Genomic DNA, 12,872 nt, shown 5'->3' on the forward strand with positions numbered 1-12,872 from the left:
CTCCATTAACTACATTTGCTGTCCCCGCAGTTGAGACAGGTCAGGCATCCATCCATTTTAATCACGGCCTGGGTGGAACATTTGGTACACAGGGAGGCGCCTTCAGGGAAGCCTGTTTCTTGGGGCTGGTTTGATGCATGGCGTTCAATAAATTCCTGCCGTTTTTCTTCCAGAAAAACTTTTTGTTGGGGATCGGGTTCGGGACGACCGAGCATACCAATTTCCATCAAGTGTTCTTTGAGAACTTCACCAATTTCAGCCACCAGACTGGGAATATATTTTCCACCTTTTTTGAAGTATCCCCCCTTGGGGTCGAAAACGCTGTGCAATTCCTCCACCAGAAATGTGATGTCTCCCCCCTTTCGGAACACGGCGGACATCACGCGGGTCAGCGCCACGATCCATTGAAAATGCTCCATATTCTTGGAATTGATAAATATTTCAAAAGGACGACGATGTTCCTGAGGCGTGCCAGAATTCATGACAATGTCATTGATGGTGATGTATAGCGCGTGATCCGTCACGGGGGTCTTGATCTTGTAGGTGTTTCCCACCAATTTTTCTGGGCGGGAGAGAGGTTCACCCAACTGGTGAATAGGCGCCAGAGGTTGGGTGGTTTCCGGAGTGGAAAAAGCGGTGGGCGGTTCTTCCGTGACAACGGTATAGCCCACGATCTTTTTGTCGATTTTGAGTGTCATGATGGGTTTTTCCTTGAGTGGTGAACATGGAGAGCAGTGAGCCACATTTCAGAACTTTCCATAGTATCCTTCCTTTAAGGCATCATAGAGGTTGGCGGCACTGTGCAATTCACCGTCATACTCGATGGTTTCATTGCCCTTGACTTCAAGGGTACTGCCATCTTCAAGGGTGAAACGGTAGGTGGTATTTTCCAAATCCTTTTCAGTGACCAGTACCCCTTGGAAGGCCTCGGGGTTGAAACGGAAGGTGGTGCATCCCTTCAATCCCTTTTCATAGGCATAAAAATAGATATCCTTGAACTCGCTATAGGGATAATCCGTGGGTATGTTGATGGTCTTGGAAATGGAACTGTCGATCCATTTCTGGGCAGCAGCCTGGATGTCCACATGAGCACGGGCTGAGATGACAGAGGAATCGACGAAATAGTCTGGCAGACGGGTATCCTCATCCTGAGCGTAGGGCATGGCCTTGGAATTGATGAGGGAGCGGTAGGCCAGCAATTCGTAAGAAAATACGTCCACCTTTTCCTTGGATTTTTTGCCTTCTCTAATGACATTACGGCTGTAATGGTGGGCAAAAGAAGGCTCGATCCCGTTGCTGGCGTTATTTCCTAGCGAGAGAGAGATGGTTCCCGTAGGGGCAATGGAGGTGTGATGGGTAAAGCGGACGCCCTGAGTAGCAATACGTTCGCGTAGTGTCTCGGGAAACTGCTGGAAGTAACGGCTATAGCGCCCCAATAAAACCTTTCCTGGCACGCTGTCCCCTACTTTCAGGCCATCCTTGGCCATTTCAGGCCGTTGTGCGAGCAGGGCAGAGGTGATGACGAAGGTTTCTTCCATGATGGGAGCCGGTCCCTTTTCTGCGGCCAGTTCCAACCCGACTTCCCAACCTTCTTCAGCCATGACTCGGGTCACTTCTTCGGTGAAGGTCAGGGATTCGGGGGATCCATAATTCATTCGCAACAAGGCGAGGGTCGAACCCAACCCCAAATAACCCATACCATGCCGACGTTTGCGAATGATTTCCTCCCGTTGTCGGGGCAGTGGCAGGCCATTGATGTCCACCACATTGTCGAGCATTCGGGTGAATATGCGCACCACTTCCCGGTATTCTGCCCAATCAAAGCGAGCCTGTTCAGTAAAGGGACAACGTACAAACTGTGTCAAATTGATGGACCCCAGCAGGCATGCGCCATAAGGAGGCAGAGGCTGTTCTCCACAGGGGTTGGTGGCGCGAATGTTTTCGCACCACCAGTTATTGTTCATTTCATTGACCCGGTCGATAAGAATGAAACCAGGTTCGGCATAATCATAGGTGGAAGACATGATGACATCCCACAGACGGCGAGCCTTGAGTGTCTTGTAGATACGGCAGGCGATCTTGCCATCCGCCCGTTCCACATATTTTTTTTCATGACTGGGCCAATCGCGCCATACGATCTCCTTATCTGAGGCAACATCAAGGGAATCGGCCTCGCTCTGGCTAATGGGGAAAGCCAAGGGCCAGTCCTGATCCTTTTTTACCGCCTCCATGAATTCACGGGTAATAAGGCAGGACAGGTTGAATTGGCGCAAACGTCCCGCCTCACGTTTGGCCTTGATAAAATCGGACACATCAGGGTGGGAGATATCGAAGGTCGCCATTTGAGCGCCTCTTCGTCCTCCTGCAGAAGACACGGTGAAACACATTTTGTCGTAGATATCCATGAAGGATAAGGGGCCAGAAGTATAGGCCCCTGCACCCGCCACGAAAGCGCCCTTGGGGCGCAAAGTGGAAAATTCGTAACCGATACCACATCCTGCCTTGAGCGTGAGGCCGGCCTCATGAACTTTTTCCAGAATGCCATTCATGCTGTCTTCCACAATGCCTGAAACAGTACAGTTGATGGTGCTGGTGGCCGGTTTATGTTCCAGTGCTCCAGCATTCGAAGTGATTCGACCGGCGGGAATGGCCCCCCGACGCAAGGCCCAAAGAAATTTGTCGTACCAGAGGGTCCGTTTGTCTTCACTCTCTTCCGTATCGGCCAAGGCGCGAGCAACGCGCTTGAAAGTATCATCGATCTGCTGATCGACCGGTTCCCCTTGTTTATTTTTGAGGCGATACTTTTTGTCCCAGATGTCCAGGGAAACGACTTGTAAAGGAACCTCTGGGTGCGACAGGGAAGGAGACTTGACAGCGCTCAGCATGGATATCCTCAGTAAAAAAAGTCAGTTTGATGTAGTGGTCTGAAAAAACAGAAAAAATAAAAAAACTTATAAAACCACAAGATGTAGTGGTTATGCTCGGAGATTACCACTATTTGTGTGGGGTGGTCAATAAAATGCTCATGGGGTGCCGCGGGCAACGGCTCGAGCAAGCAGATAAAAATAGAGGCGTCGTGGAAGCCATTGCGCGATTTTGAGCAGCGTCGTGAAGCGTCTGGGGAAGTGGGTTTCGAAGTCTCCGCGTTCCAGTCCCGCAAGAATTTCATGGGCCGCTTGGTCGGGTTGCATCAAAGCGGGCATGAAATAGTCTGCACGGGAGGTCATGTCCGTGGCCACAAAACCCGGGCAGATACGCGAAACACCGATGCCGTGCGGACGGAGTTCAAAGTATAACCCCTCGCACAGGTTATTGAGGGCGGCTTTACTGGGTGCGTAGGCCAAGGCTCTGGGTAGGCCATTGTAGCCTGCCACGCTGCTGACAAAAGCAAGGTGTCCGTATCCTTGATGGCGCAACAGAGGAAGTACCACAGCCAGCACATGATAGGGACCGAGCAGGTTGGTCTGCAGCGTATCTGCAATCAAAGGCATCTGATCAAGGGTTAGGTCTGGGGCGCAGATACCGTCATAAATCCCCGCGACGATCAGGATCAGATCGATACCCCCCCAAGCCAGGGACAAGTCATGGGCGGTTTTTTGAATGGTCTGTGGGTCACGAATATCCAGTCCGGTTAAGGTGGTGCGCGTTTTTTGCTCGGGAGTCAGGGTGTCATGCCATGCCTGCAGACCCGAAAGGTCACGGCCAGAAAGGCAGAGACGTGCGTTTCTGAGGACCAAGGCACGGGCCACTGCTGCGCCAATCCCGCGGGTGGCTCCAATGATCCAGATGCGTTGATTGAACCATTTGGTTAGCGGAGGATTCATAGGGGGGAGGAGGCGCATGAATTATTCTCTCCAGGGGTTTGCGTTCAATCAAATACGGAGACATTTGAAATCAGTTAGAATACTCGCCACCATTGTCATCAGACAGGATAATACAGTAACTATGGTAGATCATTCGACCACATTATCTCCCGAACCCATACCCATCATCGATCCTGCTGAGCCATTTCCTGGTCGCAAGTTGGTTCGTTCATGGCTGGTTCCCCTCTGCGGCAAGCGTACTGCCTTGCCCATTCTCATGATTATTTTTGATTTCGCTCTGTTTTTTGGATCGGTTTGGGCTACCCTCTGGTTTTCATCCGGCATTGCCAAAATTCTGGCAGGCATGGTTGCAGGCTTTGTGATCGGTCGCCTCTTCATTCTAGGGCATGATGCCTGCCATCAAAGTTTGACGCCCCACCGCAAGTTGAACCGGGTGTTGGGACGAATCGCGTTCCTGCCTTCTCTAACCCCTTACAGTTTGTGGGATATTGGTCACAATCTGGTACATCATGGACAAACCAACCTGAAGGGGTTTGATTTTGTCTGGGCACCCTATTCGTTGGAAGAGTATCAGGCTCTTTCCCCTGGCCGCCAATGGCTGGAACGAATTTATCGGAGTGGAATGGTGCCTGGTCTCTACTATTTCGTGGAAATGTGGTGGTTGCGCATGTACTTTCCGACGAAAACCTACATGGGCGCGCAACGTCCAGCCTTCGTTTGGGACGGTCTTTTGGTTTCAGCGTTTGGATTGGTATGGGTGGTGATTTTAGCGGTCATGGCACATGTGACACACCAAAGTCTGTGGCTTACTGAGTTCACGGGTTTTTTGATTCCTTTCGTGTTTTGGAATTTCATGATTGGGTTCGTGGTTTATGCCCATCACACGCATACCCGCGTCGCGTGGTATGACAACAAGGTCGAGTGGACGAAGGCTCAGCCCTTTGTTTCTACCACGGTGCATCTGATTTTTCGTTTCAAGGTGGGGGCATTGATGCACCATATCATGGAACATACGGCACACCATCTGGACATGGGCATTCCGTTGTATCGCCTGAAGGAAGCGCAGGATTTTCTGGAGAACCATTTGCCCGGTCGAATTGTCGTGCAACCTTTTTCATGGGCTTGGTACTTCAAGACGGCCCGTCTGTGCAAACTCTACGATTTCAAGTCACGTTGTTGGCTCGATTTTGACGGCAAGCGCACCAGTCAGCCTGTGGCAAGTTTCGGGGCATGATTCTGAATCCGATTCTTTAAGACGTAAAAAAGGCGACCCGCGGGTCGCCTTTTCACTTCTTCAGTAAACTTACTTGGCAGCCTTGGCGTCTGCAGCAGGAGCTGCAGGAGCAGCAGCCTTCTTGTCAGCTTTCTTGGCGTGGTGATGTTTCATTTTCTTGGATTCTTTCTTGGGGGCGTCTTTGGGAGCAGCAGGAGCAGCAGGAGCAGCGTCAGCAGCAAAGGCGGTAGCGGTGAATGTGGCCAGCAGGGCGGCGATGAGAGTAGAACGAATCATGGTGATTTCCTTTGTTGTCGAGAGTGATAACTTCATATAACAAAAACTACTGCCCAAAAGGGGCGGCACTATTGTAACTGGTAAAATCCGTCACATGCGCCACATACCAACAACGTCCCATCAAAAAAAAGGTTGACAGAGAATTGACTGATTGCCAAAAGGGCAGTGGAGTTGGTTGTGTGGATCGAGGTCCCAGGCAGACAAATGTTCATCAGGCTGTTGAGTGACAGGGTCGGTCTTGACCCTTTAATCAGGGGCGATATTCGACTTTGTCTGGCACATAGAAGAAAGTTCCTATGTGATTTCAGATTCGGATAATCAATTTTTCGAAATAAAACTGATTTTTTTCAACAGGTTATAATGTATCTGTGGGTGGGTTTCCAGGAATGGCCCGGCACTTCCCGAAAAAAGATTGCCCGTAGTGTTGACATGCCCTGTGGGCTCTGTATAATGGCGATCTTTCGTTGCACAAATGCAGCGAAACAGGCAAAACTGATTGCTCTTTAAAAATTTGATACCGATAGGTGTGGGTACTACAAGGGAGTAATAAATTGTAGTGCTCACGAAGAAATAACCGTTAGGTTACTTTGAGTGGGGTGATGGTGCAGAGATGTGCTGTTACAAAAGAGGATTTGAACTGAAGAGTTTGATCCTGGCTCAGATTGAACGCTGGCGGCATGCTTTACACATGCAAGTCGAACGGCAGCACGGGGGCAACCCTGGTGGCGAGTGGCGAACGGGTGAGTAATGCATCGGAACGTATCCTTGAGTGGGGGATAACGCAGCGAAAGTTGTGCTAATACCGCATAAGCTCTGAGGAGGAAAGCGGGGGACCGAAAGGCCTCGCGCTGAAGGAGCGGCCGATGTCCGATTAGCTAGTTGGTGAGGTAAAGGCTTACCAAGGCGACGATCGGTAGCTGGTCTGAGAGGATGATCAGCCACACTGGGACTGAGACACGGCCCAGACTCCTACGGGAGGCAGCAGTGGGGAATTTTGGACAATGGGGGAAACCCTGATCCAGCCATGCCGCGTGAGTGAAGAAGGCCTTCGGGTTGTAAAGCTCTTTCGTGAGGGAAGAAAAGGTTCAGGCGAATAACCTGGATTGATGACGGTACCTCAAGAAGAAGCACCGGCTAACTACGTGCCAGCAGCCGCGGTAATACGTAGGGTGCGAGCGTTAATCGGAATTACTGGGCGTAAAGCGTGCGCAGGTGGTTTGTTAAGTCAGATGTGAAAGCCCCGAGCTTAACTTGGGAACTGCGTTTGAAACTGGCAAGCTAGAGTCTGTCAGAGGGGGGTAGAATTCCACGTGTAGCAGTGAAATGCGTAGAGATGTGGAGGAATACCAATGGCGAAGGCAGCCCCCTGGGATAAGACTGACGCTCATGCACGAAAGCGTGGGGAGCAAACAGGATTAGATACCCTGGTAGTCCACGCCCTAAACGATGTCAACTGGTTGTTGGGCAACTTGATTGTTCAGTAACGAAGCTAACGCGAGAAGTTGACCGCCTGGGGAGTACGGTCGCAAGATTAAAACTCAAAGGAATTGACGGGGACCCGCACAAGCGGTGGATGATGTGGATTAATTCGATGCAACGCGAAAAACCTTACCTACCCTTGACATGTACGGAAGTCTGCTGAGAGGTGGATGTGCCTGAAAGGGAACCGTAACACAGGTGCTGCATGGCTGTCGTCAGCTCGTGTCGTGAGATGTTGGGTTAAGTCCCGCAACGAGCGCAACCCTTGCTATTAATTGCCATCATTAAGTTGGGCACTTTAATAGGACTGCTGGTGATAAACCGGAGGAAGGTGGGGATGACGTCAAGTCCTCATGGCCCTTATGGGTAGGGCTTCACACGTCATACAATGGCCGGTACAGAGGGATGCCAACCCGCGAGGGGGAGCCAATCTCAGAAAGCCGGTCGTAGTCCGGATTGTTCTCTGCAACTCGAGAGCATGAAGTCGGAATCGCTAGTAATCGCGGATCAGCATGTCGCGGTGAATACGTTCCCGGGTCTTGTACACACCGCCCGTCACACCATGGGAGTGGGTGATACCAGAAGTAGGCAGTCTAACCGCAAGGGGGGCGCTTACCACGGTATGATTCATGACTGGGGTGAAGTCGTAACAAGGTAGCCGTAGGGGAACCTGCGGCTGGATCACCTCCTTTAAGATCCCTTAGTTAGTACCCACACCTATCGGTGTCATGTGCGAGCCCGTTACGGGGGTGTAGCTCAGCTGGGAGAGCACCTGCTTTGCAAGCAGGGGGTCATCGGTTCGATCCCGTTCACCTCCACCACAGACTGTTGTCTCACTGTGGGGCCAAGAGAATAAAATCAAGTTAATCAATTTGATTTTGGTCTTTTGACCAACCTGTTGTATCGGTATGCTCTTTAACAAACTGGATGAAGTAAAGGATTTGACTGCTACGAAGGGAAGAGGGCTGGTCGCGAGACTGGTTTAATTTCAAGAAAACGTAGTGGTCAGATACTGGGTTAGATTGTATTGACACCTTCTTTGAGAGAGGGAGGTGAGATAAACACGAGCTTATAGCATTTGGTACTTTACGAGGTAGGGATGTGAGGTGCTTGAGGTTATAGGATCAAGTGAATAAGTGCATGTGGTGGATGCCTTGGCGATTACAGGCGATGAAGGACGTGGTAGCCTGCGAAAAGTTTCGGGGAGCTGGCAAACGAGCTTTGATCCGAAAATGTCCGAATGGGGAAACCCACCCGCGAGGGTACCCATACCTGAATACATAGGGTATGAGGAGCGAACCTGCCGAACTGAAACATCTAAGTAGGCAGAGGAAAAGAAATCAACCGAGATTCCCGTAGTAGTGGCGAGCGAACTGGGAAGAGCCTGCAACAGATAGCCATTGATTTAGCGGAAAGGCCTGGAAAGGTCTGCCATAGAGGGTGAGAGCCCCGTACGCGAAAGGTGAGTGGTGAGACTGAGGTTGCGATAAGTAGGGCGGGACACGTGAAATCCTGTTTGAAGATGGGGGGACCATCCTCCAAGGCTAAATACTCGTAATCGACCGATAGTGAACTAGTACCGTGAGGGAAAGGCGAAAAGAACCCCGGGAGGGGAGTGAAATAGATCCTGAAACCACATGCATACAAACAGTAGGAGCCCCAGATTTAATGATCTTCGGGTCTTTGGGCGAGCGAAGTGAGCCAAAAGACTATTAGAAGATGAAATACTGATGATCTTCATGGATTTAATGATCTTCGGGTCTTTGGGCGAACGAAGTGAGCCAAAAGACTATTAGAAGATGAAATATTGATGATCTTCAGGGGTTTTTGGTCTTTAAAAGGCTAGAGGATCTGGATTGATTTTGAGGGTCATTAGATCTGGGGTGACTGCGTACCTTTTGTATAATGGGTCAGCGACTTACATTCCGTGGCGAGCTTAACCGAATAGGGGAGGCGAAGCGAAAGCGAGTCTGAACAGGGCGTTCAGTCGCGGGGTGTAGACCCGAAACCAGATGAGCTATTCATGGCCAGGTTGAAGGTAGGGTAACACCTGCTGGAGGACCGAACCCACTAGTGTTGAAAAACTAGGGGATGAGCTGTGGATAGGGGTGAAAGGCTTAACAAATCTGGAAATAGCTGGTTCTCTCCGAAAACTATTTAGGTAGTGCCTCACGTATCACTTCTGGGGGTAGAGCACTGTTTTGGCTAGGGGGTCGTTTAGATCTACCAACCCAAGGCAAACTCCGAATACCGGAAAGTGCGAGCGTGGGAGACAGACATCGGGTGCTAACGTCCGGTGTCGAAAGGGAAACAACCCAGACCCTCAGCTAAGGTCCCCAAGACATGGTTAAGTGGAAAACGAGGTGGGAAGGCGAAGACAGTCAGGAAGTTGGCTTAGAAGCAGCCATCCTTTAAAGAAAGCGTAATAGCTCACTGATCGAGTCGTTCTGCGCGGAAGATGTAACGGGGCTCAAACCATGCACCGAAGCTAGGGATATCCGAAAGGATATGGTAGGAGAGCGTTCTGTAGGCCGTTGAAGGTGAGGTGTGAACCTTGCTGGAGGTATCAGAAGTGCGAATGCTGACATGAGTAGCGATAAAGCGGGTGAAAGGCCCGCTCGCCGAAAGCCCAAGGTTTCCTGCGCAACGTTCATCGACGCAGGGTGAGTCGGCCCCTAAGGCGAGGCTGAGAAGCGTAGCTGATGGGAAATCGGTGAATATTCCGATACCTTGATTCAATGCGAAGGGGGGACGGAGAAGGTTAGGCTAGCCGGGTGTTGGAAGTCCCGGTTTAAGCGTGTAGGCAGATGCTCTAGGCAAATCCGGAGTGTCAATGCTGAGGCGTGATGACGAGGACCTACGGGTCTGAAGTAGTTGATACCCTGCTTCCAAGAAAAGCCTCTAAGCGATAGTTGAATCGAGACCGTACCGCAAACCGACACAGGTGGGCAGGATGAGAATTCTAAGGCGCTTGAGAGAACTCGGGTGAAGGAACTCGGCAAATTAGCACCGTAACTTCGGGAGAAGGTGCGCCCCAATAATGTGAAGGTCTTTACGACCGGAGCAAAAAGGGGTTGCAGTGAAATGGTGGCTGCGACTGTTTAATAAAAAACACAGCACTCTGCAAACACGAAAGTGGACATATAGGGTGTGACGCCTGCCCGGTGCCGGAAGGTTAAGTGATGGGGTGCAAAGGCTCTTGATCGAAGCCCCGGTAAACGGCGGCCGTAACTATAACGGTCCTAAGGTAGCGAAATTCCTTGTCGGGTAAGTTCCGACCCGCACGAATGGCGTAACGATGGCCACACTGTCTCCACCCGAGACTCAGCGAAGTTGAAGTGTTTGTGAAGATGCAATCTACCCGCTGCTAGACGGAAAGACCCCATGCACCTTTACTGTAGCTTTACATTGGACTTTGATGGGATTTGTGTAGGATAGGTGGGAGGCTGTGAGGGTATGCCGCCAGGTGTACCGGAGCCAACCTTGAAATACCACCCTGATGTCATTGAGGTTCTAACCTAGGTCCATGATCTGGATCGGGGACCGTGTATGGTAGGCAGTTTGACTGGGGCGGTCTCCTCCCAAAGAGTAACGGAGGAGTGCGAAGGTATCCTAGGTACGGTCGGACATCGTACTGATAGTGCAATGGCATAAGGATGCTTAACTGCGAGACTGACAAGTCGAGCAGATGCGAAAGCAGGTCATAGTGATCCGGTGGTTCTGAATGGAAGGGCCATCGCTCAACGGATAAAAGGTACGCTGGGGATAACAGGCTGATTCCTCCCAAGAGTTCATATCGACGGGGGAGTTTGGCACCTCGATGTCGGCTCATCACATCCTGGGGCTGTAGCCGGTCCCAAGGGTATGGCTGTTCGCCATTTAAAGTGGTACGTGAGCTGGGTTTAAAACGTCGTGAGACAGTTTGGTCCCTATCTGCAGTGGGCGTTGGAAGTTTGAGGGGGGCTGCTCCTAGTACGAGAGGACCGGAGTGGACGAACCTCTGGTGTACCGGTTATGACGCCAGTCGTATTGCCGGGTAGCTATGTTCGGAAGAGATAACCGCTGAAAGCATCTAAGCGGGAAACTTGCCTCAAGATAAGACTTCCCTGAGGGCTTGACCCTCCTAAAGGTTCGTTCGAGACCAGGACGTTGATAGGTCGGGTGTGGAAGCGCAGTAATGCGTTAAGCTAACCGATACTAATTGACCGTGAGGCTTGATCCTATAATCGCAGGCATCTGCGAGTTCGTGAAAACAATCAATCCAGTAACTTTACTTCAATCCAGTTTGTGCGTGCCGACGCGTTTTTTGTTTGGCGGCCATAGCGTCTTGGACCCACCCCTTCCCATCCCGAACAGGGACGTGAAACGAGACAGCGCCGATGATAGTGTGGATTACCCATGCGAAAGTAGGTCACCGCCAGACACCCTACCCGTTCCTTCTGCTTCACAGAAGAAACACCAAAAAAAGCACAGTCCCCACGGACCGTGCTTTTTTTTTGGCCCGTATCTCTGTATTATTTGTTGTATTGCAGGAACTTTTGGCATTTGGTCATGCAGGGTCAATTCTTGCTATCATTCTCCTCTAAGTTTTGCATGGGAGACTCCACTGGCTTCGTTTCAAGAAATATCCAAATTTCTCGCAAGTGCAGAACGGCGCGCCTTTAAACAGGCGGTCTATGCAGTACAGGATGATTCTGCAGCCCTGGATGTAGTTCAGGACGCCATGCTCAAGTTGACTGAGAGTTATTCAGATCGACCGGTGGAAGAACTACCCCCGTTGTTTCAGCGTATTCTCCAAAATACGATTCGAGACCATTATCGGCGTTTCAAGGTTCGTTCCGCCTGGACACCATTGGCCGGTTCTTTCCAGCGAGGGGTGGAGGAGGGAGATGAAGACTTTGATATTCTCGATTCAGTGGAGGATTCAGGAGAAGGCAGACACTTTTCTTTGGTTCCGGATTTGCAATTAAATCAAAAACAAACACTTGTTTTGATTGAGATTGCTTTACAAAACCTTCCCCCGCGTCAACGAGAAGCCTTTCTGTTGCGTTACTGGGAAGAGAGAGATGTTGCCGAAACCGCGCAAATCATGGGGTGTTCTGAGGGGAGCGTCAAAGCCCACTGTTCCCGTGCCGTTCATGCATTGGCACGGGTCTTGGCTAGTCAGGGATTAAATGACCATGGATGAAAAAACTTTTGCAAAATTGCTTTGTCAGCAACTGGATCGGGGGCTCAATGATCTTGATCCCTTGGTGTTGGCACGTTTGCGTACCCAACGCCAGAAAGTGCTTGCGCAAATGTGTATTTCCACGGGGAGGACGGGGTGGTCGTTGAATGGAACACATTTGGCCGTGGGCGACTATGCGGGGCGATGGTCTCTGATGTCCGTTCTGCTGGTTTTTTCCCTGGTATTCTGTGGTTTTTGGTGGCAGGCCAAACATCAGGAGTCAGAAGAGGAGGCGGGATTGCTCGAAGCCAGAATTCTGGCAGCAGAAATACCCCCTCAGGATTTAGCCCAAAAGGATTTTACTGAATGGCTTCAGGAAAAGCGCTGATTGCGGTTTGTCTGCTGCTTTTATGGAGCACCGCAGGCGCACAGGAAATGGTATCGTCACCTGAGTGGTCCTCATTGACTCCCGAGCAGAAGACTATTTTAGCACCAGCTGCCCGGGACTGGGATCACCTTTCTTCCTTACAGCGCAAGAGGCTGTTGAGTGCGGCTCAACATTACCCAAAACTGTCTCCGACGGAACAAGCGCGTTTTGAGAAAAACATCCCGATCTGGACGCATTTATCAAAAGCAACTCGCGATCAGGCACGTCACAACTATAAAGTATTTCATGCACTCCCCCCGGAAAAACGTGCCGCCATCAAATCCCGTTGGCGTGCTCATCATTCCCCTGTAACCGCCAGTGGGGTACCTATTTTGACGCAAACCGTACCTGTTTCCAGTTCTCAGCCAACTCCTGCCGTGGTAACCGGTTCTGTTCCTTCCTCGGGAGCCTTGCCGGGGGCACCTGTCCCTGCGGGCAAGACTCCTTGACTCCCGGCCCATGGAT

At 50.9% G+C, this 12,872-nt stretch carries 8 protein-coding genes, 1 tRNA gene and 3 rRNA genes; 8 read left to right on the forward strand and 4 right to left on the reverse strand.

Annotated elements, in window-relative coordinates; genetic code table 11:
• Window positions 1–5 precede the first annotated feature (5 nt).
• From HO274_RS10075 to HO274_RS10085, 3 genes are all read right to left on the reverse strand, one after another.
• A complete protein-coding gene (locus HO274_RS10075) occupies window positions 6–698 on the reverse strand; it encodes a TSCPD domain-containing protein (protein WP_031597997.1) in 693 nt (230 codons plus the stop codon).
• Window positions 699–746: 48 nt separating this feature from the next.
• Window positions 747–2,885 (reverse strand): adenosylcobalamin-dependent ribonucleoside-diphosphate reductase, encoded by a 2,139-nt coding sequence (locus HO274_RS10080; RefSeq protein WP_062188298.1) that lies wholly within the window; start codon window positions 2,883–2,885, stop codon window positions 747–749.
• Between the two features lie 138 nt (window positions 2,886–3,023).
• Entirely contained in the window at window positions 3,024–3,842 is an 819-nt protein-coding gene (locus HO274_RS10085; RefSeq protein WP_273119266.1) for an SDR family NAD(P)-dependent oxidoreductase, read from the reverse strand.
• Window positions 3,843–3,945: 103 nt separating this feature from the next.
• Between HO274_RS10085 and HO274_RS10090 the strand changes: the two genes are divergently transcribed.
• Window positions 3,946–5,058 carry a fatty acid desaturase gene (locus HO274_RS10090; protein ID WP_031597992.1) on the forward strand — a complete coding sequence of 371 codons (1,113 nt, stop codon included), beginning with the start codon at window positions 3,946–3,948 and terminating at the stop codon, window positions 5,056–5,058.
• A gap of 69 nt (window positions 5,059–5,127) precedes the next feature.
• Here HO274_RS10090 and HO274_RS10095 read toward each other — a convergent pair whose 3' ends face one another.
• Window positions 5,128–5,334 carry a hypothetical protein gene (locus HO274_RS10095; RefSeq protein WP_273119270.1) on the reverse strand — a complete coding sequence of 69 codons (207 nt, stop codon included), beginning with the start codon at window positions 5,332–5,334 and terminating at the stop codon, window positions 5,128–5,130.
• A 634-nt stretch (window positions 5,335–5,968) separates the two neighbouring features.
• On the opposite strand from HO274_RS10095, the gene HO274_RS10100 reads away from it, so the two are divergent.
• The 7 genes from HO274_RS10100 to HO274_RS10130 all read left to right on the forward strand — a co-directional run bounded on the left by HO274_RS10100 (window position 5,969) and on the right by HO274_RS10130 (window position 12,856).
• Window positions 5,969–7,505: ribosomal RNA gene (locus tag HO274_RS10100) — 16S ribosomal RNA — on the forward strand.
• A 53-nt stretch (window positions 7,506–7,558) separates the two neighbouring features.
• Window positions 7,559–7,634: transfer RNA gene (locus HO274_RS10105), tRNA-Ala, on the forward strand.
• A 301-nt stretch (window positions 7,635–7,935) separates the two neighbouring features.
• Window positions 7,936–11,035: ribosomal RNA gene (locus HO274_RS10110) — 23S ribosomal RNA — on the forward strand.
• An 87-nt stretch (window positions 11,036–11,122) separates the two neighbouring features.
• Window positions 11,123–11,236: ribosomal RNA gene (gene rrf, locus HO274_RS10115) — 5S ribosomal RNA — on the forward strand.
• Together the 16S, 23S and 5S rRNA genes with 1 tRNA gene alongside form the textbook arrangement of a ribosomal RNA operon.
• A 183-nt stretch (window positions 11,237–11,419) precedes the next feature.
• Window positions 11,420–12,001 carry an RNA polymerase sigma factor gene (locus HO274_RS10120; protein WP_273122302.1) on the forward strand — a complete coding sequence of 194 codons (582 nt, stop codon included), beginning with the start codon at window positions 11,420–11,422 and terminating at the stop codon, window positions 11,999–12,001.
• Window positions 11,994–12,368, forward strand: coding sequence for a DUF3619 family protein (locus tag HO274_RS10125; protein ID WP_160171562.1), 375 nt, complete (start codon window positions 11,994–11,996; stop codon window positions 12,366–12,368). Before HO274_RS10120 ends, HO274_RS10125 begins: the two co-directional genes overlap by 8 nt.
• Window positions 12,347–12,856, forward strand: coding sequence for a DUF3106 domain-containing protein (locus HO274_RS10130; protein WP_273119276.1), 510 nt, complete (start codon window positions 12,347–12,349; stop codon window positions 12,854–12,856). Before HO274_RS10125 ends, HO274_RS10130 begins: the two co-directional genes overlap by 22 nt.
• The last annotated feature ends 16 nt before the right edge of the window (window positions 12,857–12,872 follow it).

The organism is Ferrovum myxofaciens (genome assembly GCF_013181415.1).
Lineage (GTDB): Bacteria > Pseudomonadota > Gammaproteobacteria > Burkholderiales > Ferrovaceae > Ferrovum > Ferrovum myxofaciens.

Bases quoted from the DNA above. Each gene is read 5' to 3' on its own strand.
- HO274_RS10090 (WP_031597992.1), top strand. From the start codon at position 3,946: ATGGTAGATCATTCGACCACATTATCTCCCGAACCCATACCCATCATC.
- HO274_RS10080 (WP_062188298.1), bottom strand. From the start codon at position 2,885: ATGCTGAGCGCTGTCAAGTCTCCTTCCCTGTCGCACCCAGAGGTTCCT.
- HO274_RS10095 (WP_273119270.1), bottom strand. From the start codon at position 5,334: ATGATTCGTTCTACTCTCATCGCCGCCCTGCTGGCCACATTCACCGCT.
- HO274_RS10075 (WP_031597997.1), bottom strand. From the start codon at position 698: ATGACACTCAAAATCGACAAAAAGATCGTGGGCTATACCGTTGTCACG.
- HO274_RS10085 (WP_273119266.1), bottom strand. From the start codon at position 3,842: ATGCGCCTCCTCCCCCCTATGAATCCTCCGCTAACCAAATGGTTCAAT.
- HO274_RS10125 (WP_160171562.1), top strand. From the start codon at position 11,994: ATGGATGAAAAAACTTTTGCAAAATTGCTTTGTCAGCAACTGGATCGG.
- HO274_RS10130 (WP_273119276.1), top strand. From the start codon at position 12,347: ATGGCTTCAGGAAAAGCGCTGATTGCGGTTTGTCTGCTGCTTTTATGG.